This window comes from Candidatus Tisiphia endosymbiont of Parasteatoda lunata (assembly GCF_964030955.1).
Lineage (GTDB): Bacteria > Pseudomonadota > Alphaproteobacteria > Rickettsiales > Rickettsiaceae > Tisiphia.
Genome location: NZ_OZ035003.1, coordinates 732,281 through 754,797 on the forward strand (window position 1 = coordinate 732,281; position 22,517 = coordinate 754,797).

The 22,517-nt window shown below is 33.2% G+C and carries 33 protein-coding genes and 4 pseudogenes; 26 read left to right on the plus strand and 11 right to left on the minus strand.

The window, feature by feature from the left end; all coding sequences use genetic code 11:
- Positions 1 to 26: 26 nt before the first annotated feature.
- Positions 27 to 1,007: a transposase gene (locus AAHN00_RS04530; protein ID WP_342271025.1), complete on the minus strand. Its 981-nt coding sequence runs from the start codon at positions 1,005 to 1,007 to the stop codon at positions 27 to 29.
- Positions 1,008 to 1,088: 81 nt separating this feature from the next.
- Here AAHN00_RS04530 and AAHN00_RS04535 point away from each other — a divergent pair, with 81 nt between their 5' ends.
- From AAHN00_RS04535 to AAHN00_RS04545, 3 genes are all read left to right on the plus strand, one after another.
- On the plus strand, positions 1,089 to 1,985 hold the full coding sequence (locus AAHN00_RS04535) for a virulence protein RhuM/Fic/DOC family protein (protein WP_342272253.1): 897 nt from the start codon (positions 1,089 to 1,091) through the stop codon (positions 1,983 to 1,985).
- A 387-nt stretch (positions 1,986 to 2,372) separates the two neighbouring features.
- A complete protein-coding gene (locus AAHN00_RS04540) occupies positions 2,373 to 2,858 on the plus strand; it encodes a conjugal transfer protein TraG N-terminal domain-containing protein (protein WP_342272254.1) in 486 nt (161 codons plus the stop codon).
- Entirely contained in the window at positions 2,851 to 3,255 is a 405-nt protein-coding gene (locus AAHN00_RS04545; protein ID WP_342272255.1) for a hypothetical protein, read from the plus strand. The genes AAHN00_RS04540 and AAHN00_RS04545 overlap by 8 nt, the downstream gene beginning before the upstream one ends.
- Here AAHN00_RS04545 and AAHN00_RS04550 read toward each other — a convergent pair.
- Entirely contained in the window at positions 3,252 to 4,154 is a 903-nt protein-coding gene (locus tag AAHN00_RS04550; RefSeq protein WP_342272567.1) for an IS3 family transposase, read from the minus strand. The genes AAHN00_RS04545 and AAHN00_RS04550 overlap by 4 nt on opposite strands.
- Positions 4,112 to 4,402 carry a transposase gene (locus AAHN00_RS04555; RefSeq protein ID WP_342270937.1) on the minus strand — a complete coding sequence of 97 codons (291 nt, stop codon included), beginning with the start codon at positions 4,400 to 4,402 and terminating at the stop codon, positions 4,112 to 4,114. The genes AAHN00_RS04550 and AAHN00_RS04555 overlap by 43 nt, the downstream gene beginning before the upstream one ends.
- A 24-nt stretch (positions 4,403 to 4,426) precedes the next feature.
- Between AAHN00_RS04555 and AAHN00_RS04560 the strand changes: the two genes are divergently transcribed.
- From AAHN00_RS04560 to AAHN00_RS04590, 7 genes are all read left to right on the plus strand, one after another.
- Positions 4,427 to 5,188: a conjugal transfer protein TraG N-terminal domain-containing protein gene (locus tag AAHN00_RS04560; RefSeq protein WP_342272256.1), complete on the plus strand. Its 762-nt coding sequence runs from the start codon at positions 4,427 to 4,429 to the stop codon at positions 5,186 to 5,188.
- 21 nt (positions 5,189 to 5,209) lie between these two features.
- Entirely contained in the window at positions 5,210 to 5,917 is a 708-nt protein-coding gene (locus AAHN00_RS04565) for an IS6 family transposase (protein WP_342272257.1), read from the plus strand.
- Positions 5,918 to 6,263: 346 nt separating this feature from the next.
- Positions 6,264 to 6,422 carry a hypothetical protein gene (locus AAHN00_RS04570; protein WP_342272258.1) on the plus strand — a complete coding sequence of 53 codons (159 nt, stop codon included), beginning with the start codon at positions 6,264 to 6,266 and terminating at the stop codon, positions 6,420 to 6,422.
- Positions 6,423 to 6,606: 184 nt separating this feature from the next.
- A complete protein-coding gene (locus AAHN00_RS04575; protein ID WP_342272259.1) occupies positions 6,607 to 6,867 on the plus strand; it encodes a hypothetical protein in 261 nt (86 codons plus the stop codon).
- Positions 6,868 to 6,898: 31 nt separating this feature from the next.
- On the plus strand, positions 6,899 to 7,141 hold the full coding sequence (locus tag AAHN00_RS04580) for a type II toxin-antitoxin system Phd/YefM family antitoxin (RefSeq protein ID WP_341753545.1): 243 nt from the start codon (positions 6,899 to 6,901) through the stop codon (positions 7,139 to 7,141).
- Positions 7,142 to 7,149: 8 nt separating this feature from the next.
- On the plus strand, positions 7,150 to 7,416 hold the full coding sequence (locus AAHN00_RS04585) for a Txe/YoeB family addiction module toxin (protein WP_341753546.1): 267 nt from the start codon (positions 7,150 to 7,152) through the stop codon (positions 7,414 to 7,416).
- Positions 7,416 to 7,583, plus strand: a complete 168-nt coding sequence (locus AAHN00_RS04590; protein WP_342272260.1) for a hypothetical protein — start codon at positions 7,416 to 7,418, stop codon at positions 7,581 to 7,583. The genes AAHN00_RS04585 and AAHN00_RS04590 overlap by 1 nt, the downstream gene beginning before the upstream one ends.
- Positions 7,584 to 7,586: 3 nt before the next feature.
- On the opposite strand, the gene AAHN00_RS04595 is transcribed toward AAHN00_RS04590, so the two are convergent.
- Complete coding sequence (locus AAHN00_RS04595; RefSeq protein ID WP_342270912.1) at positions 7,587 to 8,771, minus strand: IS3 family transposase; 1,185 nt, start codon at positions 8,769 to 8,771, stop codon at positions 7,587 to 7,589.
- Between the two features lie 106 nt (positions 8,772 to 8,877).
- Here AAHN00_RS04595 and AAHN00_RS04600 point away from each other — a divergent pair, with 106 nt between their 5' ends.
- The gene (locus tag AAHN00_RS04600) at positions 8,878 to 9,174 is read left to right on the plus strand and encodes a hypothetical protein (protein WP_342272261.1); all 297 of its coding nucleotides are present in this window, start codon (positions 8,878 to 8,880) and stop codon (positions 9,172 to 9,174) included.
- Here the strand turns inward: AAHN00_RS04600 and AAHN00_RS04605 are convergent.
- Entirely contained in the window at positions 9,169 to 9,597 is a 429-nt protein-coding gene (locus AAHN00_RS04605; protein ID WP_410521382.1) for an IS6 family transposase, read from the minus strand. The genes AAHN00_RS04600 and AAHN00_RS04605 overlap by 6 nt on opposite strands.
- A 99-nt stretch (positions 9,598 to 9,696) precedes the next feature.
- Here AAHN00_RS04605 and AAHN00_RS04610 point away from each other — a divergent pair, with 99 nt between their 5' ends.
- On the plus strand, positions 9,697 to 9,870 hold the full coding sequence (locus AAHN00_RS04610; protein ID WP_342271197.1) for a hypothetical protein: 174 nt from the start codon (positions 9,697 to 9,699) through the stop codon (positions 9,868 to 9,870).
- On the opposite strand, the pseudogene AAHN00_RS04615 reads toward AAHN00_RS04610, so the two are convergent.
- Together AAHN00_RS04615 and coxB are read right to left on the minus strand one after the other, a co-directional pair.
- A pseudogene (locus AAHN00_RS04615) lies at positions 9,850 to 10,137 on the minus strand (IS6 family transposase); the annotation flags it as partial. The gene AAHN00_RS04610 and the pseudogene AAHN00_RS04615 sit on opposite strands and share 21 nt — an antisense overlap.
- Positions 10,138 to 10,276: 139 nt before the next feature.
- Positions 10,277 to 11,077: a cytochrome c oxidase subunit II gene (gene coxB / locus AAHN00_RS04620; RefSeq protein ID WP_342272262.1), complete on the minus strand. Its 801-nt coding sequence runs from the start codon at positions 11,075 to 11,077 to the stop codon at positions 10,277 to 10,279.
- 171 nt (positions 11,078 to 11,248) lie between these two features.
- Here coxB and AAHN00_RS04625 point away from each other — a divergent pair, with 171 nt between their 5' ends.
- Positions 11,249 to 12,001 carry a YebC/PmpR family DNA-binding transcriptional regulator gene (locus tag AAHN00_RS04625; protein ID WP_342272263.1) on the plus strand — a complete coding sequence of 251 codons (753 nt, stop codon included), beginning with the start codon at positions 11,249 to 11,251 and terminating at the stop codon, positions 11,999 to 12,001.
- Positions 11,994 to 12,740: a sugar phosphate nucleotidyltransferase gene (locus tag AAHN00_RS04630; RefSeq protein ID WP_342272264.1), complete on the plus strand. Its 747-nt coding sequence runs from the start codon at positions 11,994 to 11,996 to the stop codon at positions 12,738 to 12,740. The genes AAHN00_RS04625 and AAHN00_RS04630 overlap by 8 nt, the downstream gene beginning before the upstream one ends.
- A 15-nt stretch (positions 12,741 to 12,755) precedes the next feature.
- On the opposite strand, the pseudogene AAHN00_RS04635 reads toward AAHN00_RS04630, so the two are convergent.
- Positions 12,756 to 12,965, minus strand: a pseudogene (locus AAHN00_RS04635) (IS110 family transposase); the annotation flags it as partial.
- 84 nt (positions 12,966 to 13,049) lie between these two features.
- Here AAHN00_RS04635 and AAHN00_RS04640 point away from each other — a divergent pair.
- The 10 genes and pseudogenes from AAHN00_RS04640 (at position 13,050) to tnpB (AAHN00_RS15000) (ending at position 18,516) form a co-directional block, all read left to right on the plus strand.
- Entirely contained in the window at positions 13,050 to 13,385 is a 336-nt protein-coding gene (locus AAHN00_RS04640) for a hypothetical protein (RefSeq protein WP_342272266.1), read from the plus strand.
- Positions 13,386 to 13,446: 61 nt separating this feature from the next.
- Positions 13,447 to 13,737 (plus strand): transposase, encoded by a 291-nt coding sequence (locus AAHN00_RS04645; RefSeq protein ID WP_342270937.1) that lies wholly within the window; start codon positions 13,447 to 13,449, stop codon positions 13,735 to 13,737.
- Positions 13,738 to 13,748: 11 nt separating this feature from the next.
- A complete protein-coding gene (locus AAHN00_RS04650) occupies positions 13,749 to 14,597 on the plus strand; it encodes an IS3 family transposase (RefSeq protein WP_342272570.1) in 849 nt (282 codons plus the stop codon).
- A 526-nt stretch (positions 14,598 to 15,123) separates the two neighbouring features.
- Positions 15,124 to 16,014 (plus strand): IS982 family transposase, encoded by an 891-nt coding sequence (locus tag AAHN00_RS04655; RefSeq protein WP_342270981.1) that lies wholly within the window; start codon positions 15,124 to 15,126, stop codon positions 16,012 to 16,014.
- Positions 16,015 to 16,042: 28 nt separating this feature from the next.
- A complete protein-coding gene (locus tag AAHN00_RS04660; protein WP_342272267.1) occupies positions 16,043 to 16,690 on the plus strand; it encodes a transposase in 648 nt (215 codons plus the stop codon).
- A 36-nt stretch (positions 16,691 to 16,726) separates the two neighbouring features.
- Positions 16,727 to 16,873, plus strand: coding sequence for a hypothetical protein (locus AAHN00_RS04665; RefSeq protein ID WP_342271580.1), 147 nt, complete (start codon positions 16,727 to 16,729; stop codon positions 16,871 to 16,873).
- A pseudogene (locus AAHN00_RS04670) lies at positions 16,872 to 17,552 on the plus strand (IS256 family transposase); the annotation flags it as partial. The gene AAHN00_RS04665 and the pseudogene AAHN00_RS04670, both read left to right, overlap by 2 nt.
- A gap of 30 nt (positions 17,553 to 17,582) precedes the next feature.
- Positions 17,583 to 17,774 (plus strand): hypothetical protein, encoded by a 192-nt coding sequence (locus tag AAHN00_RS04675; RefSeq protein WP_342272268.1) that lies wholly within the window; start codon positions 17,583 to 17,585, stop codon positions 17,772 to 17,774.
- Between the two features lie 127 nt (positions 17,775 to 17,901).
- Positions 17,902 to 18,048, plus strand: a complete 147-nt coding sequence (tnpB, locus tag AAHN00_RS04680; protein WP_342270934.1) for an IS66 family insertion sequence element accessory protein TnpB — start codon at positions 17,902 to 17,904, stop codon at positions 18,046 to 18,048.
- 282 nt (positions 18,049 to 18,330) lie between these two features.
- Positions 18,331 to 18,516, plus strand: a complete 186-nt coding sequence (gene tnpB, locus AAHN00_RS15000; RefSeq protein WP_410521371.1) for an IS66 family insertion sequence element accessory protein TnpB — start codon at positions 18,331 to 18,333, stop codon at positions 18,514 to 18,516.
- 100 nt (positions 18,517 to 18,616) lie between these two features.
- Here tnpB (AAHN00_RS15000) and AAHN00_RS04690 read toward each other — a convergent pair whose 3' ends face one another.
- The gene (locus AAHN00_RS04690; protein WP_342270912.1) at positions 18,617 to 19,801 is read right to left on the minus strand and encodes an IS3 family transposase; all 1,185 of its coding nucleotides are present in this window, start codon (positions 19,799 to 19,801) and stop codon (positions 18,617 to 18,619) included.
- Between the two features lie 88 nt (positions 19,802 to 19,889).
- On the opposite strand from AAHN00_RS04690, the pseudogene AAHN00_RS04695 reads away from it, so the two are divergent.
- Positions 19,890 to 20,192: pseudogene (locus AAHN00_RS04695) on the plus strand (transposase); the annotation flags it as partial.
- An 11-nt stretch (positions 20,193 to 20,203) separates the two neighbouring features.
- Here AAHN00_RS04695 and AAHN00_RS04700 read toward each other — a convergent pair.
- Entirely contained in the window at positions 20,204 to 21,124 is a 921-nt protein-coding gene (locus AAHN00_RS04700; RefSeq protein WP_342272270.1) for an IS66 family transposase, read from the minus strand.
- Between the two features lie 215 nt (positions 21,125 to 21,339).
- Complete coding sequence (locus AAHN00_RS04705; RefSeq protein WP_250310741.1) at positions 21,340 to 21,573, minus strand: hypothetical protein; 234 nt, start codon at positions 21,571 to 21,573, stop codon at positions 21,340 to 21,342.
- A gap of 336 nt (positions 21,574 to 21,909) precedes the next feature.
- Here AAHN00_RS04705 and AAHN00_RS04710 point away from each other — a divergent pair, with 336 nt between their 5' ends.
- The gene (locus tag AAHN00_RS04710; protein WP_342272271.1) at positions 21,910 to 22,104 is read left to right on the plus strand and encodes a hypothetical protein; all 195 of its coding nucleotides are present in this window, start codon (positions 21,910 to 21,912) and stop codon (positions 22,102 to 22,104) included.
- Positions 22,105 to 22,517: the final 413 nt, after the last annotated feature.

The following is a 22,517-nucleotide window of genomic DNA, read 5'->3' on the forward strand; positions in this document are numbered from 1 at the left end:
AACTATTTGTGTCAGGAGTTTCGCAGTTAGCAAAATTGCGAATCAGCTAAAAGGCATCTAATGTTGTTCTGAATTGATGTTTTTATAACTTCCCAAGTTTGTTGATATAAAGTAATTTTTTCATTTATCCTCCTTTTGTTCATATCGAGCCAAGCAAATACAGCAAGGCAAATATGATTTCTCTGAGCTCGACCCGTGCGTGCCTGACAGCGTTCAATACCACAAGTTTGTTTTAATTCTCGATGATAAACTTCTATAGACCACCGTGCCTTAACAATTTTCTCTATTTGTTCACGTGTTGGATTTTCTAAGTTAGTTGTTATGTAATCAATGCGACCATTTTTTGCCACAAACTTAAATACCGTAACCCAACCGTATCCACGTAGGTGAATTTTTAGTCCCTCATCAGGAATCTCTAAACTTTCTAAGCTAACATTATGATTAACTTTTCTATTTTTTCTTAGGTTACTAACCCATGTCCAACCTAAATTACGTATATGTTTCAAATTCTCCAAACCGCTATACCACGCATCCATTACTACTGCATCAGGATTGATCCCTCTTTCCTTAGCTAAAGTAAGCATATCACAAAAATGCTCATTCTTTGTTTTTCCATCAGTTTCTTTATCATATATTCTATAATCTACAGGGGTAGATTGATCAGTTTTAGCATTGTAATGCAGTAAGTTGACCATCCCTATACCAGGTATAACATCATGTACAGCTCCAGAATATTGATAATGTACAAGCTCAATTTTCTTACTGTATTGCTTTGACAATAACGTGTCATCTCCCACTAATAAACAAGAAGCTTCCCTATCAATATATTTTGACACTTCTCTGTAGATCCCGCTAGGGCGGAAATCCTTACTATTTAACCATCGACTTGCACTATCATGAGATAGGTTTATTGGACTTACTTCAGATAATGCTTTACCACTATATCTTACGCTACTTGCTTGTAAAAATGATTTATATAAGTCTTTGCTACATTTTGATCTTGCCATGCTTAACTAAAACTCTTTCTTGCTAGATTAACATATTTTTTGCTAAGTGCGAAACTCCTGTGTGTATGGCTCATTTAGAAAGTGTCACAACACAAAAAGAATATATCTGTGAAGTGTAAGATTTTGTTAAAAAATATCTGTATGATTCATTCTTATCTTTTCTTGATAAGATATTTAAAATTTATGTTGAAACGACGCACTGCAAGTGCGGGGTTTTTCTCCCAAAGTGGGACAATAAAAAGAACAATAGAATATTACAATTTAGATGCCATTTTATCAGTCGGATACAGGGTAAATTCTAAAAGAGGAGTAGAGTTTAGAAAATGGGCATCAAAAATATTAAAAGATTATCTAGTCCAAGGATATAACATCAATCATGATAAAGTAACAAGCAAGCATCTAGCTAAGTTAAAACAAACTATTGAATTGTTATCTACTACGTTAATCAATCAAAACCTAGCGACTGATACTGGTAAGGAATTACTTAGACTAATCAAATCATATACTAAAACATGGGATATGCTCATAAGATATGATGAAGATAATTTTAATATGCCAGTAAATCTACAACTTGTTTCTATCGTATTACTTGATTATCAAGAGGCAATTGACTCAATATCTGTCTTAAAAGAAGAATTGCAGCATGAAGCTGGTAATTTATTTGGAATAGAAAGGGGGAATATGCTTAAAGCGATACTTGGTAACATTGAGCAAACATTTGGTGGAGAGTCATTATATCCATCAGTGCAAGAAAAAGCAGCACATCTTTTATATTTTTTAATTAAAGATCATCCATTTAGCGACGGCAATAAGAGAATAGGTAGCTTATTGTTCCTTCTTTACTTAAGTAAGGCAAAAATTGGACTGAAAAACATGAATGAAACTAGTATGACAACGCTCGCATTAATGATTGCTGAGAGTCATCCGGTGCAAAAAGAAATAATACTCAATAACAACCAGCTGAAGCTGGTGGGTTGATATCTAGACTGGAAGTCGCTATTACTCTAAAGAGATATTACTAATGCCTGTGCTATCTCTCTGATCCTAATTCTTATAAGTTACCCTGCAATACTTTGTAGCGATATTTAGTGATCCAAACAACATGAAAGCGATGGTAAAATACAGTGTGGCTAGTCTTGTTATAATCTGTCATATATGATATTTTAATATACATAAGAGCAAGCTCTTCATGTATATTAAAATATCATATATTCAAGTTATAGTGAATTGAAATATTAGAACAAGGACTGAAGTCTTTCCCAGCTGAAGCTGGGGGTTTTAACCAAAAAGGTGACTATAAAATTAATTATGAATTTAATCAGTGATTAGTTGCTTAATAGCGAGAGATAAAAAGAGAATAACGATATGGATTTAACAGTACATACCTATGGGCATATAGATGCTATGTTTTATTGCTTAAACGCCATAGCGATGCTAATGAGCAGCAGTTTTGGTGAATCATTAATTCTAGTAGTAACCATGGGTACTGTTGGTTATTATGCACTTAAGATGTCTTATGCAGGTGCAAATGGATACAAAGCCCATCTTGGTAAGGTTATAGCGATGATAGCTATGATATATTTTATGTTACTTCCTAAAGCCGATATGATGATTTATGATAACGTGTCCAAGAAACAAGAAAAAGTTGACAATCTGCCGATTGGCTTTGCCCTACCTGTCGGCATATTAGAAACTTTTGGTGATTTACTAACCTTAGGTTTTGAACAGGCATTTACCATGGTTAGTAACACTAATTACCGGGATTACGGTATGGTATTTGGTGCAAGGCTTATACAAGAATCACGTAATTGGCGTATCAGGTCTCCTGGAGTTCATGGAAAATATGAGTAACTTTATTGATCGATGTGTAATGTTAGATGCGATGATTGGCTATCATTACACACCCGAAGAATTGCTTAAAACGGATGATATATGGAGTTTGGTCAAAGATAATGCTGCTACTTTACGGCATACTAGTGTACGTATTGGTAAAACTAAAAGCTTAATGTCTTGTGATAGAGCAGCCAAAGAAGTGCTAGACCCAGCATTTAAATTGGAAATTGAAGCACTTGAGAAAAAGGTAAAAGATACTGATATTGCACAGGCAGGACAAACTAATTACGTTCAAAGAACATTCCAGCGACTAACCTCAAATTTTAAAAAGAATATTGAGTTATCCTTTAAAAACTATGCAGGAGTTAATATTGGAGGTGTGATCTGTCAACAGTTTTCCGGACAGTTTGTTTAGGCACATTTTTGCATTTTCTCGTATTGTACAGGTGATAGATAGTCATTAGTTGAATGCATCCTTATACGATTATAAAATACTTCTATATATTCAAATATGGCATATTTTGCTTCCTCCCTAGTTTTAAATTTATATTGATAAATTAGTTCTGTTTTTATAGTGTGAAAAAAGCTTTCAGCAACAGCATTATCCCAACAATTTCCTTTACCGCTCATACTCTGTATAATACCATGTTGTTTTGTAAGTTTTGAATGGCTATCAGAACAATATTGACTACCTCTATCAGTATGCCAAATAAGTCCTTTAGGTGGTTTACGTTGCCATATTGCCATTAGCAGAGCATTATTAACTAAATCAGCTTTCATGTTACTATTCATTGACCACCCTATAATTTTCCTAGAAAATAGATCAATAACGGTTGCTAAGTACAGCCAACCTTCTTCAGTTGGAACATATGTGATGTCCCCAACCCAATAACAATTAGCAGCATAGACCTTGAACTTTCTATCCAATAAATTAGGAGCAACTTGCTTATTATGACTAGAATCAGTAGTTGCTTTAAATTTATGTTTGCTTTTACATACTAAACCAGCTTCATTCATTAGCCTTGCAATCCGCTTCCGACTAACAATTATACCGTGTCTAGATAGTTCCTTTTTAATGGGTCTAGATCCATAATTCCTTCTACCTTCTTGAAAAATTGTTTTAATCTTACAGGTTAAAGCATTATCTTCTTTGTCCCTATTGCATTCAGGGGTAGTTAACCATTCATAATAGCCACTACGTGATACTTTCATAAATTTGCACATAATCGCAGTTGAAAAATCACCTTTATGCTTCTTTATCCATGCGTACTTTATTGGGACTCTTTCGCAAAGTACGCGGCAGCCTTTTTTAATAGATCACGCTCCTGCGTTACCCTAGCTAAATCTTTCTTTAATCTTTTTAATTCATCATAGAGATGTTCATCTGTTCGCATTATTGATTCTTTAGGTTTGGAATATTTATCTACCCAAGTATATAGAGTATTTCTAGTAATACCTAACTCTTTAGCTGTTTGTGACACAGGTCGCTTGGACTCAATTGCTAATTTAACTGCTGACTCTTTAAATTCAGCCGGATAAACCTTTGGTTTGCTATTAGTCATTTTTGTACTTCCTTTCTGTTAATATTGTCTCCTATTAACTGTCCGGAAAACTATAACCACATCAATGAGAAGTTAATACGCCAGCAAATGATGATCAATGCCATCAGAAACTACTCTAGTGATTATGGTTACGTTCGAGCTTCGGCTACTCAAGAATCAAACTGGCGAATTGCTGGAGATTTAGCATATACTTACTTACCAATATTGATGAGTGTATTGAAAGGACTGGTATATAGCTCATTCATCTTCATGGTACCAATGTTGATCATGAGTGGCGGTTGGAGCAGATATTTAGGTTATTTAACGCTCGTAGCATCATTTCAGTTATGGGCTCCGTTAAATGCTGTACTTAACATGTTCATCGATATCTATAGCAGCACTACTTTACTTGGTATTGCTGATCGAGTAGTTAGTTTCAGTACTATCAGTCAAATAGGCAACTATACGGACAAGATTGTAGCAGTTGCATCAGGTTTGCAGATGGCAATACCATTTCTTGCTTTTAGTCTGATGCAAGGCGGGGTAGGTGGCTTCATCCATTTAGCTGGCACTATCACAGGGGCTAGCCAATCCGCTGCATCACAAGCGGCTAATGAATCGGTGACAGGCAACAAGTCGTTCGATAATTATTCGGTTGGCAACCAACAGTTATATCAGCAGGGTGTTTTTAAGACCGACTGGAATGAGTCTTACGCGGCAGGAGCTAGCTCTTTTCAACATATGGACGGTATTATGGAGAAAGGGTTCTGTCGCATATGTTGGACAATAGAAAAAAGATTGATATAATGATCTAAAAAAGATGTTAAGATGTTTCGTATTACTGCAAGATTATTATCATATTTCAAAGGATTTTGTTCTTCACCAGAAATAATAATGTTATTTGTCTATATGAAATGCCGATTTTCTTTAAGTTATCGAGATTTGGAAGAAATGATGAGTATAAGGGGAGCAAAAATTGATCACTCTACATTACAAAGATGGGTTATAAAATTTGTACCATTGATAGATCAGGTGGTTAGAAAAAGAAAGAAGCCAGTTGGTAGTAGTTGGAGAATGGATGAGACTTATATTAAATTAAACGGTAAATGGGTTTATTTATATAGAGCACTAGATAGTCTTGGTAATACTGTAGACTTTCTGCTACGTAAGCATAGAGACAAGCCTGCAGCACTTGCATTTTTTCGTAAAGCCTTTAGAGAGAATAATTTTCCTGAGAAAGTAGTAATTGATAAAAGCGGTAATAATACGGCTGCTCTTAATGATTTGAATACAGAAGTTCCTAAAGATTATAAAATTAAGGTTATTCAGACCAAATACCTGAATAATCTTGTAGAACAAGATCATAGGTTTATCAAAAAACGTACAAAGCCAATGCTTGGTTTTAAGAGTTTTCATTCTGCAGAAATGACTATTACCGGTATAGAAAATATTCGTATGATGCAAAAAAGACAAATAATTGGAGCTAATGATAATCTTTCTACTTTTGAGAATTTTGCTATGTTAATGGCATCATAATGTCCAAAACCTTAGTTTTAACAATCTTGATGTAGTATGATTTATAGATGCGACAAAACCGATGTGATCAATCCAATAATCTCTGCTATAGGTTTGAATTTACGATGTATTGCCAATCATTTACACATCATGCCTAACTCTACATAAAAAAATTATCATTAAAAAACTTGCTAAACGATTAAAAAAAATCGTTAACAATAAGCTCATGTAAAAATTTTACTAAAACAGAAATTTTTCAGTTAACCACTCTGCACTGCAAGTGCAGAGCTTAATATTACGGCATGAATGCCTCATGTATGTACTAACTTAAAAGTTAGAAACTATTTGTGTATGGCTCATTTAGAAAGTGTCACAACACAAAAAGAATATATCTGTGAAGTGTAAGATTTTGTTAAAAAATATCTTATCTTTTCTTTTCTTGATAAGATATTTAAAATTTATGTTGAAACGACGCACTGCAAGTGCGGGGTTTTTCTCCCAAAGTGGGACAAAAAATTATTATTAAAAAACTTGCTAAACGATTAAAAAAAATCGTTAACAATAAGCTCATGTAAAAATTTTACTAAAACAGAAATTTTTCAGTTAACCACTCTGCACTGCAAGTGCAGAGCTTAATATTACGGCATGAATGCCTCATGTATGTACTAACTTAAAAGTTAGAAACTATTTGTGTATGGCTCATTTAGAAAGTGTCACAACACAAAAAGAATATATCTGTGAAGTGTAAGATTTTGTTAAAAAATATCTTATCTTTTCTTTTCTTGATAAGATATTTAAAATTTATGTTGAAACGACGCACTGCAAGTGCGGGGTTTTTCTCCCAAAGTGGGACAATAAAATTGAAAACAATTTTTAATTTTAGTGCAAATATTAGAATTTTTTTTGTAAAAATTTTATTCAATCATAGATTATGGGGGGCTTTAAATATTTTTGGCGGACGGACTATATAATGTATAAAATTAAATAAGGAGAAAAGATATTATGTCGTACTTAATAGCTAGTGAGGCAAGGAAAAATCTATATCAATTAATAGATCAAGTTGGACTAAGCCATGAGCCAACAATTATCAAAGGTAAAAGAAATAGTGCGGTATTAATTTCATTTAAAGATTGGGAGGATATTCAAGAGACGTTATTTGTGGCATCTAATAAAGAACTAAGTGAGTCAATTATTAAAGGGCTAGAGACTGATTTCAAGGATTGTAGTAGTAAGCTAGAGGAATAGGGCAGTATATGTATGATTTATATTTCACCAAGGATGCAGCTAATGATTTTAAGAAAATTGATCGATCAAATTTAAAGAAACAAGTTTATAAATTATTAGACATTATAAAAAATGATCCATTTGCAAACCCACCTCCATATAAAAAGCTAAGAGGAATATATGCTAAGTCTTACTCAAGGCGTATTAACTTAAAGCATAGATTATTTTATGAAGTGGATGAAGTAGGTAGGAGAATAAAAGTCTTACGGATGTGGAGTCATTATGGTGATAATTAATGCAAACTGAAGTTTTATTGTTGGTAGTATTTTTCTTGTGTAGCAGTATTAATACTGCCATTGCCAAGGATTTTGGTAAGCAATCGGCAACTTTTGAGATTAAGGAAGAAACTGGACTGATTTTTCAAGACAAATTTTTCACTAATTTTGTTTCCCATTTTACATAATTTTTAAGCTGCATTTTGTAAGTAATCAAGATACACGTTCATCGGTTTTTTATAACCAATACTTGAATGGAATCTTTGATTGTTATATTTATCCATGTATTTATCAATACCATCTTTAAGTTCTGCGATATTTTTAAAATCATTTATAAATATACAATTATATTTTAAAGTTCTAAAAAATCTTTCAATCACAATATTATCAATGCTTCTACCCTTACCGTTCATTGAGATTTGTATATTATTCTCTTTTAGAATTCCCGTATGCTCATGTCCAGTATATTGACTACCCTGATCACTATTGAATATTTGTGGTGCAGGGTATTTATTCAGTGCATCTTTTAATACATCGGTTACAAGTGATGCATCCATAGAATTAGATACTTTATAACTTAGTATTGCCTTACTATGCCAATCTATAATCGCCACAAGATACATAAATCCTCCGTTAGTTCTAATATAAGTAATGTCACCACTCCACACTTGATTAACATAAGGTACATGAATAGTTCTATTCGTTCCTGATTTGTGCCAGTACGGCTCAAGCAAATAGCTATAAATTTTATGTTGACCATCCTTCACAGAAGTAGATTGCTTTTTATGAGGATGAATAGCTTCTATACCCATTATTCCCATATATTTAAGCACCCTATCTCTGCCCACATTAAAGCCGTCTTCCAATAATTGTTTGTATATATAACGATAACCATACTCAGGGTTATCCGTATATATTTCATCTATTCTATTTAAAATATCAAGATTATATAAGCTCATTACTTTAGCTTTATAATATACTCCAGATCTGCTTATCTTTAATAGTTCACATTGCCTTGTCTTTGCTAACGTACTCAGCTTGGGGTCGACAAGACTTTTCTTATTTGATAAGTCCAAGCTGTTTAGCTTTCCCACCGCCCAGTCCCTCTCGACTGTAGCCTTACCTAATGCTTTTGCAAGTTCATCGTTTTGATTCTTAAGTTCACTAATCTGCCCTTTGTACTCACTAACAGCTTTTGCTGGCTCAAATGCCAATGACGCATTATCTAAAAATTGTCGTTTCCAGTTTTGCATAGTTTTAGCCGTTACTTCATATTTGACCGATAACTGACCTATTGTTGATTCTTCTTTTAACATCTCTAATACTATTTTAGTTTTTGCTTCTGCACTAAAATTTTTAATTTGTTTTTTACCCATTTGTTTCTCTTTAATTTTATTTATTATTCTATACTTATTGAGAAACAAAAATACCTGCTTCTTTGTCTAATTTTTTCAGTCCATTATAGAAGAAGATTTTGTCAGCATGATGCAGCGTAAATTACAGAATCTGAATTTTGCTGAGTATCAGCAAGAGATGCAAGATTTAGCTAGAAAGAAGATAGAAGAACCAGTTGCTATTGCTGGCATAGGTAAGGCAACTAAGACCGTTAGTCATAATTTCGATCCGAGTTATGTTTTAGATCAGGATGTAGTTTTGCCATGCGGCAAGCTATTATATGCAAGAGGTACAAGAGTTAATCCGCTAGGTTATATGGGTTTTGTCGCATCTATAAATCATACTACATCAAGATTGTTAAAACTAAGGTTTTGGACATTATGATGCCATTAACATAGCAAAATTCTCAAAAGTAGAAAGATTATCATTAGCTCCAATTATTTGTCTTTTTTGCATCATACGAATATTTTCTATACCGGTAATAGTCATTTCTGCAGAATGAAAACTCTTAAAACCAAGCATTGGCTTTGTACGTTTTTTGATAAACCTATGATCTTGTTCTACAAGATTATTCAGGTATTTGGTCTGAATAACCTTAATTTTATAATCTTTAGGAACTTCTGTATTCAAATCATTAAGAGCAGCCGTATTACTACCGCTTTTATCAATTACTACTTTCTCAGGAAAATTATTCTCTCTAAAGGCTTTACGAAAAAATGCAAGTGCTGCAGGCTTGTCTCTATGCTTACGTAGCAGAAAGTCTACAGTATTACCAAGACTATCTAGTGCTCTATATAAGTTAACCACTCTGCACTGCAAGTGCAGAGCTTAATATTACGGCATGAATGCCTAATGTATGTACTAACTTAAAAGTTAGAAACTATTTGTGTATGGCTCATTTAGAAAGTGTCACAACACAAAAAGAATATATCTGTGAAGTGTAAGATTTTGTTAAAAAATATCTGTATGATTCATTCTTATCTTTTCTTGATAAGATATTTAAAATTTATGTTGAAACGACGCACTGCAAGTGCGGGGTTTTTCTCCCAAAGTGGGACAATAAACCCATTTACCGTTTAATTTAATATAAGTCTCATCCATTCTCCAACTACTACCAACTGGCTTCTTTCTTTTTCTAACCACCTGATCTATCAATGGTACAAATTTTATAACCCATCTTTGTAATGTAGAGTGATCAATTTTTGCTCCCCTTATACTCATCATTTCTTCCAAATCTCGATAACTTAAAGAAAATCGGCATTTCATATAGACAAATAACATTATTATTTCTGGTGAAGAACAAAATCCTTTGAAATATGATAATAATCTTGCAGTAATACGAAACATCTTAACATCTTTTTTAGATCATTATATCAATCTTTTTTCTATTGTCCAACATATGCGACAGAACCTTTCTTTAACCTGTTTTGCGTAAAGATGGGGATAATGCTTGTTGAAATGTACCATAGTAACTCTTTTATTTAATTTATTTGAAGGCTAATTTTTTGTTAGTCTTCATATTCATAGAGAATTTTGACTTTGCCATAATCAACCAGTTTTGAAATTCTTCCTTGCTTACCACTTCAATGGCAATCGGCATAAAAGCATGGTTAATACCACAAAGCTCTGAACACTGACCATAATACACGCCTTTTTTGCTAATTTTAGTCCAAGTTTCATTGATTCTTCCAGGAACGGCATCCATCTTTATGCCCAGTGCTGGTACTGCAAAACTATGTATGACGTCTCCTGCGGTAATTAGAAATTTTACCGTAGTATTTTCTGGTATGATAATACGGTTATCAACTTCTAATAATCTTTTTTGACCAGGTTTTAAGTTTTCATCAGTAATTAAATAACTATCAAATTCAATATTCTCATGATCAGGGTAGATATAGTGCCAATACCATTGATATCCTACAACTTTAACCGTCATGTCTATCTCAGGGATTTTTTCGGCAAACCGTAAAATACGGAACGATGGTACAGCAATAATAACCAAAATTATTATAGGAATTATCGTCCAAATAACTTCAATCAATATATTATGAGAGAATTTTGCTGGAATGGGATTGGCTTTGGCATTAAATCTAATACAAACATACATTAGTAAAACGAAAATAAAGACAACTATCCCTCCTGATATGAGTAGCAGGAAATTATGAAACCCTTGTAGCTCCTCCATAAGAGGGCTTGCTGGAGTTTGTAGCAACATTTGCCACGCCTGAGGTTCTGATGCTAGGCAATCATGAGCAAATAAAAGACATAAAATTACAAATTTTTTCATATTTGGTATTAGTGGGTTTGATTCTATGTGTTATACTTAGCTAATATAAAATGATATGCAGTTTTATTAAAGTAAAAAATGACTCTAATGTTGGAAAAGCTTGAAGAATTTATCATTGACTTTAAGCTGCCTTCTGATACGATTCGGTTCAAAATGATTTAAGATTACAATATGGCTGGTCATTCAAAATTTAAAAATATTCAGCATCGAAAAGGTGCACAAGATAAAAAAAGGGCAAAAATTTTTACTAAGTTAGTTAGAGAAATTATTACTGCTGCTAAACTAGGGGCTGATATAAGCAATAATCCACGATTGCGAAGTAGTATAGCGGCAGCTCGTAGTCAAAATTTGCCAAAGGAGCGAATAGATAAGGCAATAAGTGCAGCGAGTGATTCTAGTAATAATGAAAATTATACAGAAATTAGATATGAAGGCTTTGCTCTTGGTGGGATTGCGATAATAATAGAGGCTTTAACTGATAATAAAAATCGTACGGCTGCTGAAATTAGAGCAGCTTTTAGCAAATTTGGTGGTAATTTAGGTGAAACTGGAAGCAGTAGTTATATGTTTGATCATCTTGGAGTAATACAATATCCGGCAAATTTAGCAACAACAGAAGCTATGTTTGACAGTAGCCTAGAGGCTGGAGCAAAAGATATGATTTCTGAAGAAGATACATATTTAATCTACACGGATATTGAGAATTTTATGCAAGCTGTTGATTTTCTGACCAATAAATATGGACATCCTGAAGAATCTTACATAGGTTGGGTGCCTAAAAATACCATAATTATAGAAGATAATGATAAAGCAGAGAAGCTATTAAAATTAGTGGATATTTTAGAAGAAAGTGATGATGTGCAAAAAGTTTTTGGTAATTATGAATTATCTAACGCAATTTATGAAACTATGAAAGATGCTTAATATGGACTGCCAAGTTATTGTTTTAGCTGCAGGTAATGGTCGAAGAATGGATTCTACCTTACCAAAAGTAATGCATAAAGTTGGTGGTAGATCGATGCTTGATAGGGTGATAACCAATGCTCGGCAAGTGAGCAATGAAGTTATTTTAGTTCACTCATGGCAATTAGAAGAACATATTGTTTGTTATAAAGATATTTGTAAATTTATATTACAGCCAAAACCTCTTGGTACTGCTCATGCAGTATATACTGCTTTAGACTTAGTTGATGACAATAAAATTGTAGCAGTGCTTTACGGAGATAATCCTTTAATCACCGCAAATATTATTAATGATTTACTAGACCACCTAGTTTCTACCAATTCAGCCATTACAACGTTATGCTTTAGACGTGATAACCCGGGGCAATATGGACGAATAGTTACTGATGAACTAGGATATTTCTTAAAAATTGTGGAATTTAAAGAGGCAACGAGTGAAGAACAAGCTATAACAATTTGTAATTCTGGTATTATGGCTTTTGAAGCTGGTATATTAAAAAAATATCTACCTAGTATTTTTTTAGGTAAGGTTGATAGATCAAAAGAGTTGTATTTGACCGCCCTTGTAAAAATAGCTAAGGATAGCGGAGAAAAAGTATCATATTTGTTATCTTCAGACCACGACATAGTGCTTGGAGTAAATACTAAACAGGAGCTAGAAGAAGCTAATAAAACTATTGCTAAGTTAATGGGCAGGTAATACACACAAAATTCTTCAACGTAACTTAGCGTTTGCAATCACAATGATTTTACGCATTAATGCTACCATCGCCACCATTTTCTTTTTTCCTCTATTGATCAATTTTTCATAAAATACCTTCAGTTCAGAGTTAGAATTTCTAGCAGCCATAGCAGCTACAAACAACATAGGTCTAACAAAATTTCGACCATGACCTGTATGTCTATATCCGCTATATCTACCGCTAACCTGAATTCGATGTAACTTAACCAGGAGTTTCGCACTTAGCAAAAAATATGTTAATCTAGCAAGAAAGAGTTTTAGTTAAGCATGGCAAGATCAAAATGTAGCAAAGACTTATATAAATCATTTTTACAAGCAAGTAGCGTAAGATATAGTGGTAAAGCATTATCTGAAGTAAGTCCAATAAACCTATCTCATGATAGTGCAAGTCGATGGTTAAATAGTAAGGATTTCCGCCCTAGCGGGATCTACAGAGAAGTGTCAAAATATATTGATAGGGAAGCTTCTTGTTTATTAGTGGGAGATGACACGTTATTGTCAAAGCAATACAGTAAGAAAATTGAGCTTGTACATTATCAATATTCTGGAGCTGTACATGATGTTATACCTGGTATAGGGATGGTCAACTTACTGCATTACTGATGTGGTTATAGTTTTCCGGACAGTTAATAGGAGACAATATTAACAGAAAGGAAGTACAAAAATGACTAATAGCAAACCAAAGGTTTATCCGGCTGAATTTAAAGAGTCAGCAGTTAAATTAGCAATTGAGTCCAAGCGACCTGTGTCACAAACAGCTAAAGAGTTAGGTATTACTAGAAATACTCTATATACTTGGGTAGATAAATATTCCAAACCTAAAGAATCAATAATGCGAACAGATGAACATCTCTATGATGAATTAAAAAGATTAAAGAAAGATTTAGCTAGGGTAACGCAGGAGCGTGATCTATTAAAAAAGGCTGCCGCGTACTTTGCGAAAGAGTCCCAATAAAGTACGCATGGATAAAGAAGCATAAAGGTGATTTTTCAACTGCGATTATGTGCAAATTTATGAAAGTATCACGTAGTGGCTATTATGAATGGTTAACTACCCCTGAATGCAATAGGGACAAAGAAGATAATGCTTTAACCTGTAAGATTAAAACAATTTTTCAAGAAGGTAGAAGGAATTATGGATCTAGACCCATTAAAAAGGAACTATCTAGACACGGTATAATTGTTAGTCGGAAGCGGATTGCAAGGCTAATGAATGAAGCTGGTTTAGTATGTAAAAGCAAACATAAATTTAAAGCAACTACTGATTCTAGTCATAATAAGCAAGTTGCTCCTAATTTATTGGATAGAAAGTTCAAGGTCTATGCTGCTAATTGTTATTGGGTTGGGGACATCACATATGTTCCAACTGAAGAAGGTTGGCTGTACTTAGCAACCGTTATTGATCTATTTTCTAGGAAAATTATAGGGTGGTCAATGAATAGTAACATGAAAGCTGATTTAGTTAATAATGCTCTGCTAATGGCAATATGGCAACGTAAACCACCTAAAGGACTTATTTGGCATACTGATAGAGGTAGTCAATATTGTTCTGATAGCCATTCAAAACTTACAAAACAACATGGTATTATACAGAGTATGAGCGGTAAAGGAAATTGTTGGGATAATGCTGTTGCTGAAAGCTTTTTTCACACTATAAAAACAGAACTAATTTATCAATATAAATTTAAAACTAGGGAGGAAGCAAAATATGCCATATTTGAATATATAGAAGTATTTTATAATCGTATAAGGATGCATTCAACTAATGACTATCTATCACCTGTACAATACGAGAAAATGCAAAAATGTGCCTAAACAAACTGTCCGGAAAACTGTTGACAGATCACTGAACAAAACGACTATAGCTCACAAGTTTTGGAAATTCCTTTCTATAACTTTGGCATAGGCAGCATAAGTTAACCACTCTGCACTGCAAGTGCAGAGCTTAATATTACGGCATGAATGCCTAATGTATGTACTAACTTAAAAGTTAGAAACTATTTGTGTATGGCTCATTTAGAAAGTGTCACAACACAAAAAGAATATATCTGTGAAGTGTAAGATTTTGTTAAAAAATATGAGTCTGTCCTATAGTTTGTGTAAGTTGCAAAGAAAGCAGTAAGAGATTACTGTAAAAAAAGTAACTTAACCTGAGTTTGACGTAAGCACCAAACAAAATGCTAAGCATTATGTAATAACATAAACAAACTGTTGGTGGTGAGCTATGGTAAAAATAAAACCTTCTTTTAAACTAGTGTGTTAGGAGAAAGAATATTTGAAAAGTAAGAAGGGAGGGATTATAAAGTTCTCGAATAATAACAACAAAATTGGAGAATATATTATGATCCCTCTTACGGAGATTTTCTGCTTAATTGATGATTTTTGCAAGCATTTTGATACGGAGCAAAATAAATATATATTACCAAATCCTAACCGTAAGCGTAAAGTAGTTTGCAGTATAGGACTCTCAGAGATTATTACTATTATAGTAATGTTTCACTTGAGTCACTACCGTACCTTTAAAGATTTTTATTTATGCTGCCTATGTCAAAGTTATAGAAAGGAATTTCCAAAACTTGTGAGCTATAGTCGTTTTATTCAGTTAATGCCAATGAGCTTCATGCCCATGGTGTTACTGCTAAAAAGCCTATCAGGAAAACAAACTGGTCAATATTATATCGACTCTACTAAACTTCCTGCTTGCCATAATTTAAGAATTAATAGACATAAAGTATTCAAAGACATAGCAAAAAGAGGTAAGACTTCCACTGGGTGGTTCTTTGGTTGTAAGCTACATATTGTCATTAACAGTTGCGGAGAGATTATGAGTTTTTCTTTAACTCCAGGAAATGTTGATGATAGAGCAGTGGTGGAAAATTTAGTAGATAAATTACAAGGCTGGCTTTTTGGTGATCGTGGGTATATCAGTAAAAAACTCACTCAATCCCTTGCTAATCAAGGTTTAGAACTAATAACAAAAATTAAAAGTAATATGAAAGAAAAAATAATAGATCCTATTAAAAAGCGGTTTTTAAATAAAAGGTATATTATTGAAACCATTAACGATCAACTAAAAAACCTTTGTCATATAGACCATACAAGGCACAGATCTGTTATGAATTTTCAAACTAACGTATTAGCTGGACTGCTTGCCTATGTTTTTAAGCCTAATAAAATTTCTGTAGCTTTTGGAAAATTAAACAATCTCAACCTTCCTCTTACATCAAACTGAGGTTAACTTAAGCAAGCAAGGAGGAATTATGGCTAAAAAATTAGATACAGATAAAGATACATTAGACATCAGTAATCAGCTAGTAGAAGAATTATTATCAAAAGCAGATCCATCGGAGTTATTTGGTCGAGATGGTTTATTTCAACAGCTAAAGAAGCAAATAGTTGAGAAAATATTAGCAAGTGAGTTGGATCATGAATTAGGATATTCAAAACATAGCAAGATGCCAAAAGTAGATAATAATCGTCGTAATGGTAGCTATGAGAAGACAGTAATTGATGGGGATGGTCGTAAGCTGACAGTAGAAGTACCAAGAGATCGGGAAGGAGAGTATAATCCTCAATTAATACCAAAAGGGCTGAGGAGATTTAATGGATTTGATGAGAAAGTGATATCCCTTTATGGTCGCGGTATGACAGTCAGCGAGATCCGAGGGCATTTAGAAGAAATATATCAAACTGATGTATCTGGTGACTTGATATCCACCATAACAGATGGGGTGATAGAAGAAGTAACTAGGTGGCAAAATCGTTGTTTAGATAGGGTGTATCCAATATTATACTTGGACTGTATCTATGTAAAATCTAGAGACAATCACATAGTAGTTAACCACTCTGCACTGCAAGTGCAGAGCTTAATATTACGGCATGAATGCCTCATGTATATACTAACTTAAAAGTTAGAAACTATTTGTGTATGGCTCATTTAGAAAGTGTCACAACACAAAAAGAATATATCTGTGAAGTGTAAGATTTTGTTAAAAAATATCTTATCTTTTCTTGATAAGATATTTAAAATTTATGTTGAAACGACGCACTGCAAGTGCGGGGTTTTTCTCCCAAAGTGGGACAATAAATAAAGCAGTATATTTAGCACTTGCTGTAAATATAGAAGGGAAAAAGGAGTTACTTGGCATTTGGATAGGCAAAAATGAAGGTGCTAAATTTTGGATGCAAGTAGTTACTGAGTTAAAGAATCGAGGAATTGAACAAATTTATGTTGCTTGTGTGGATGGTTTAAAGGGCTTTCCAGAAGCTATAAGCAGTGTATTCCCGAGTACTATAGTACAATTATGTATTGTACATATGGTTCGCAATTCAGTAAAGTATGTGTCATATAAAGATTTAAAAGAGGTCACATCAGATCTAAAACAAATTTATACAGCTAATAATGACGAAATGGCACGTTTAAAACTTCAGCAATTTGGTGTAAAATGGGATAAAAAATATCCGGTAATTTCTGATATTTGGCAACGTAATTGGTCTGGGATAATACCGTTTTTTGCCTTTCCTGAAGAGATCAGAAAGGTAATTTATACTACTAACACTATAGAATCTGTAAATCGTCAAATTAGAAAAATTATCAAAAATAAGGGGGTGTTTCCAGATGATAAGTCAATTCAAAAAATAATATTTTTATCCCTACAAAATGCAGCCAAAAAATGGACCATGCCTATTAAAGATTGGTCTTTAGCTTTAAATCAATTTGAAATACTTTGTGGAGATTTTAAATATGATTTATTGGAAAATAAAAAATGAACTTACACAAATTAAATGATTGACTCTTTCTTGATAAGATATTTAAAATTTATGTTGAAACGACGCACTGCAAGTGCGGGGTTTTTCTCCCAAAGTGGGACAATAAAGCAACAATCAGTTCAATTAAAAAAGCCCATGAGCCTACCCTCAAAACTTCTCCTGTCTCAACTTCAAATCAAGCTCTACAACAAAATATTAATTTTCTCCCATTTCAACTATTAAATTCTATAGATACCGATCCTGTAGCTGCCCCCAAACAAAATCACTATACTTGTCACATTATTAAACCAAATGGTACCAAACTTATTATCCAAACACTAGAACCAAAAACCATAATTCAGACATTTTTATGCTGCAACTAACCCCGGCGTCAGTTATTTTTGTTGCCACTATTGCCATCGATTTTCGCAAGGGTATCGATGGCTTAATCGCTGTTTGTAGACAAAAACTTTCTTCTGACCCTCTTAATGGTTCCTTGTTTTTATTCTATAGTTAACCACTCTGCACTGCAAGTGCAGAGCTTAATATTACGGCATGAATGCCTCATGTATGTACTAACTTAAAAGTTAGAAACTATTTGTGTATGGCTCATTTAGAAAGTGTCACAACACAAAAAGAATATATCTGTGAAGTGTAAGATTTTGTTAAAAAATATCTGTATGATTCATTCTTATCTTTTCTTGATAAGATATTTAAAATTTATGTTGAAACGACGCACTGCAAGTGCGGGGTTTTTCTCCCAAAGTGGGACAATAAAAACAGAACTGCCATTAAAATTTTGTCCTTTGACGGTCAAGGCTTTTGGCTATGCTCTAAACGCCTATCCAAAGGTAAATTTACCGCAAAACTTTTCCCATCTGATAATTCATCTTATCAAATTTGTTATAGAACCTTACACATTCTTATTCATAATGGTGATCCTAGTTCTGCCAAATTCTCTAATGATTGGCTTCCTGTCGTTTAAGCTGCTGTCTCGATTAATTCCGTATTATTCATATATCGAAACTGGACTGATTTTTCAAGACAAATTTTTCACTAATTTTGTTTCCCATTTTACATAATTTTTAAGCTGCATTTTGTAAGTAATCAAGATACACGTTCATCGGTTTTTTATAACCAATACTTGAATGGAATCTTTGATTGTTATATTTATCCATGTATTTATCAATACCATCTTTAAGTTCTGCGATATTTTTAAAATCATTTATAAATATACAATTATATTTTAAAGTTCTAAAAAATCTTTCAATCACAATATTATCAATGCTTCTACCCTTACCGTTCATTGAGATTTGTATATTATTCTCTTTTAGAATTCCCGTATGCTCATGTCCAGTATATTGACTACCCTGATCACTATTGAATATTTGTGGTGCAGGGTATTTATTCAGTGCATCTTTTAATACATCGGTTACAAGTGATGCATCCATAGAATTAGATACTTTATAACTTAGTATTGCCTTACTATGCCAATCTATAATCGCCACAAGATACATAAATCCTCCGTTAGTTCTAATATAAGTAATGTCACCACTCCACACTTGATTAACATAAGGTACATGAATAGTTCTATTCGTTCCTGATTTGTGCCAGTACGGCTCAAGCAAATAGCTATAAATTTTATGTTGACCATCCTTCACAGAAGTAGATTGCTTTTTATGAGGATGAATAGCTTCTATACCCATTATTCCCATATATTTAAGCACCCTATCTCTGCCCACATTAAAGCCGTCTTCCAATAATTGTTTGTATATATAACGATAACCATACTCAGGGTTATCCGTATATATTTCATCTATTCTATTTAAAATATCAAGATTATATAAGCTCATTACTTTAGCTTTATAATATACTCCAGATCTGCTTATCTTTAATAGTTCACATTGCCTTGTCTTTGCTAACGTACTCAGCTTGGGGTCGACAAGACTTTTCTTATTTGATAAGTCCAAGCTGTTTAGCTTTCCCACCGCCCAGTCCCTCTCGACTGTAGCCTTACCTAATGCTTTTGCAAGTTCATCGTTTTGATTCTTAAGTTCACTAATCTGCCCTTTGTACTCACTAACAGCTTTTGCTGGCTCAAATGCCAATGACGCATTATCTAAAAATTGTCGTTTCCAGTTTTGCATAGTTTTAGCCGTTACTTCATATTTGACCGATAACTGACCTATTGTTGATTCTTCTTTTAACATCTCTAATACTATTTTAGTTTTTGCTTCTGCACTAAAATTTTTAATTTGTTTTTTACCCATTTGTTTCTCTTTAATTTTATTTATTATTCTATACTTATTGAGAAACAAAAATACCTGCTTCTTTGTCTAATTTTTTCAGTCCATTATAATTTCTGATATTTGGCAACGTAATTGGTCTGGGATAATACCGTTTTTTGCCTTTCCTGAAGAGATCAGAAAGGTAATTTATACTACTAACACTATAGAATCTGTAAATCGTCAAATTAGAAAAATTATCAAAAATAAGGGGGTGTTTCCAGATGATAAGTCAATTCAAAAAATAATATTTTTATCCCTACAAAATGCAGCCAAAAAATGGACCATGCCTATTAAAGATTGGTCTTTAGCTTTAAATCAATTTGAAATACTTTGTGGAGATTTTAAATATGATTTATTGGAAAATAAAAAATGAACTTACACAAATTAAATGATTGACTCAAATTGGGTCAAACCTTCTTTATTATTTATCCAATATTTCATAGCTTGTCCAAGCCTACTATTAGGCTCAACTTTCTTGTCGTTAAATAATTCGTCTATTTTGTTATATATGTTTTCTATATATTTACTGCTATGTTCCTGATGATACCCAAGTTTTTCTTCAGGACTCATCTCTTTACATTGATGTTCATTGTGGTAAATCCCTCGTGTTTGTTTGAGAAAATATCCGCATTCTTCAGGGTAATATAGTTCATTCTCTGTAAATTTTCTCTGACCATGTGACAAACAATTGATCATCACTATTATTGCCAGTAATTCTTGATCTGCTTCTGATAATACCGGGTTATTATTGTTACTTGCGTCAGTCATTAATTGGATAGAATCTGTTCTATTCTTACGATTCTTTAGTACGTTACCTATATTTTCTCCACCATGCCTATTACCGGTAAAATATAAAACTATCACCTCATTATTTGCAGTCTTAGCACATATTGTAGTAGTATAACAGCTGCGTCCTTTCTTATTTTGAGTACGTAATTTCTTATTGGCTATAGTAATTTCTAAAATCCTAGCTCTAGTATCATCAAGGTTCAGTGAACTACATTCGGCAGCCATTTCCAATAATACCCCGTAAATTTCAGCTCCACCACCTTCTTGCCAAACATCTAAATATTGTTGCCAGAGCGAGCTATATGCCACAGGAACACCACTTAAACTTTGCAGCCTAGATAAACGGTAGAAAGGAGTACCATAGGTCTTTTGTAACACTATTGCACTTCTGCTACTATTTGTCCATTTGTTGATATTTTTATTGTTCATAACTATATAATCACAAGCATTACAACGTAGCGTTTTCTTTACATATCTGTTGACTGTAATTGGAGCATTACCTGTAAATTGTAGCAATTTTCTAGCTTCACTATTATATAGTTTGCCATTACAACAGTGAGGACAGCTATCACCACTACAAAAATTCTCAGGAGTTAAATAGCTGGTATTCGCATCCTTATAATCATCAAACCCATATTTACCTTGCCAATTACTACGATCTATCTTTTTGGGCTTATCGCACTCTTCTTCATTACCACCATTCCCGTTATCAGATTCACTTGGCGGTTCTTTTAATGAATCTGAACTATCTTTTTTTTGTTATCTGCCTTAAAACCAATCAGCATTTCCTTAAGCTTATTTATACTGATATTTGATGATGCTAGCTTGTCTATTAGCTCATTACAAAATTTCACAAGTTCTACTATCGTTTGCTGTTCATCTCCCGTTAATGAACTTTCCTTGACATGTTGTATTAGTTCTTCTCGTTCTTCAGCACTTAAGGTCGCTACTTTTGGTTTTTTCATTTGATTAATTATCATTATTATTAATATTTCAAATGTTATAATATAATTGGTACTTTTTCAACTAGTTTTTATTACAAAACTTACGCTATGTTATCTCAAGTATGACTAAAAACCTTGGCTGAAAGGCATTTTTTCATAGTAAAGAATTTTAATAATATCTCAGTACAAAGCCACTTATCATAAAACATAGCGTAAGTTTTGATTAATCGGTGATATTTGCATAGTAGAAACCCAAATTTATACAGTTAACCACTCTGCACTGCAAGTGCAGAGCTTAATATTACGGCATGAATGCCTCATGTATGTACTAACTTAAAAGTTAGAAACTATTTGTGTATGGCTCATTTAGAAAGTGTCACAACACAAAAAAATATATCTGTGAAGTGTAAGATTTTGTTAAAAAATATCCTATCTTTTCTTGATAAGATATTTAAAATTTATGTTGAAACGACGCACTGCAAGTGCGGGGTTTTTCTCCCAAAGTGGGACAATAAATCACAAATTTGTTATAGGAGTAGAATGGCATCCTGAATATTTAAACCCTAATGATTTAGATTTAAATTTATTTAAAGGATTAATCGAAGCTATAGCTAAACTGGAAAGGTTTTAGCCAAAGAACCGCCTATTAGCGAGGGAGACGATGAAATCGCCGACGTGGCGATCTCATGAAGTAATATCTGTCTTTGTTAGGCGACCTCTAGGTGATTTGAGTACTACTTCACAAGATTGCCACGTTGCCCCTTCTTGCAGCGGCTTCTCGCAATGACGGTTTAAGCCTTACAATAGCACTTCACTAATAGACGATTTTTTAACTTTTTTCATCATTCAATATGTGATTTTAATTATTAAAATCACATATTGAATGGAGTATTATATTTTAACAATCAGGTGGGCAGCCGCTTCAAACCTGATTGTTTCTATATATAATACTGAATTCGATGTAA

What these genes read in the sequence shown, in the direction of transcription:
- AAHN00_RS04625 (WP_342272263.1), top strand. Translation starts at nt 11,249, where the DNA reads ATGGCTGGTCATTCAAAATTTAAAAATATTCAGCATCGAAAAGGTGCA.
- AAHN00_RS04655 (WP_342270981.1), top strand. Translation starts at nt 15,124, where the DNA reads ATGATCCCTCTTACGGAGATTTTCTGCTTAATTGATGATTTTTGCAAG.
- AAHN00_RS04580 (WP_341753545.1), top strand. Translation starts at nt 6,899, where the DNA reads ATGTCGTACTTAATAGCTAGTGAGGCAAGGAAAAATCTATATCAATTA.
- AAHN00_RS04660 (WP_342272267.1), top strand. Translation starts at nt 16,043, where the DNA reads ATGGCTAAAAAATTAGATACAGATAAAGATACATTAGACATCAGTAAT.
- AAHN00_RS04705 (WP_250310741.1), bottom strand. Translation starts at nt 21,573, where the DNA reads ATGAAAAAACCAAAAGTAGCGACCTTAAGTGCTGAAGAACGAGAAGAA.
- AAHN00_RS04645 (WP_342270937.1), top strand. Translation starts at nt 13,447, where the DNA reads ATGACTAATAGCAAACCAAAGGTTTATCCGGCTGAATTTAAAGAGTCA.
- AAHN00_RS04640 (WP_342272266.1), top strand. Translation starts at nt 13,050, where the DNA reads ATGGCAAGATCAAAATGTAGCAAAGACTTATATAAATCATTTTTACAA.
- AAHN00_RS04710 (WP_342272271.1), top strand. Translation starts at nt 21,910, where the DNA reads ATGGCTCATTTAGAAAGTGTCACAACACAAAAAAATATATCTGTGAAG.
- AAHN00_RS04590 (WP_342272260.1), top strand. Translation starts at nt 7,416, where the DNA reads ATGCAAACTGAAGTTTTATTGTTGGTAGTATTTTTCTTGTGTAGCAGT.
- AAHN00_RS04595 (WP_342270912.1), bottom strand. Translation starts at nt 8,771, where the DNA reads ATGGGTAAAAAACAAATTAAAAATTTTAGTGCAGAAGCAAAAACTAAA.
- coxB (WP_342272262.1), bottom strand. Translation starts at nt 11,077, where the DNA reads ATGAAAAAATTTGTAATTTTATGTCTTTTATTTGCTCATGATTGCCTA.
- AAHN00_RS04585 (WP_341753546.1), top strand. Translation starts at nt 7,150, where the DNA reads ATGTATGATTTATATTTCACCAAGGATGCAGCTAATGATTTTAAGAAA.
- tnpB (WP_342270934.1), top strand. Translation starts at nt 17,902, where the DNA reads ATGCTGCAACTAACCCCGGCGTCAGTTATTTTTGTTGCCACTATTGCC.
- AAHN00_RS04540 (WP_342272254.1), top strand. Translation starts at nt 2,373, where the DNA reads ATGGATTTAACAGTACATACCTATGGGCATATAGATGCTATGTTTTAT.
- AAHN00_RS04690 (WP_342270912.1), bottom strand. Translation starts at nt 19,801, where the DNA reads ATGGGTAAAAAACAAATTAAAAATTTTAGTGCAGAAGCAAAAACTAAA.
- AAHN00_RS04630 (WP_342272264.1), top strand. Translation starts at nt 11,994, where the DNA reads ATGCTTAATATGGACTGCCAAGTTATTGTTTTAGCTGCAGGTAATGGT.
- AAHN00_RS04565 (WP_342272257.1), top strand. Translation starts at nt 5,210, where the DNA reads ATGTTTCGTATTACTGCAAGATTATTATCATATTTCAAAGGATTTTGT.
- AAHN00_RS04555 (WP_342270937.1), bottom strand. Translation starts at nt 4,402, where the DNA reads ATGACTAATAGCAAACCAAAGGTTTATCCGGCTGAATTTAAAGAGTCA.
- AAHN00_RS04530 (WP_342271025.1), bottom strand. Translation starts at nt 1,007, where the DNA reads ATGGCAAGATCAAAATGTAGCAAAGACTTATATAAATCATTTTTACAA.
- AAHN00_RS04600 (WP_342272261.1), top strand. Translation starts at nt 8,878, where the DNA reads ATGATGCAGCGTAAATTACAGAATCTGAATTTTGCTGAGTATCAGCAA.
- AAHN00_RS04545 (WP_342272255.1), top strand. Translation starts at nt 2,851, where the DNA reads ATGAGTAACTTTATTGATCGATGTGTAATGTTAGATGCGATGATTGGC.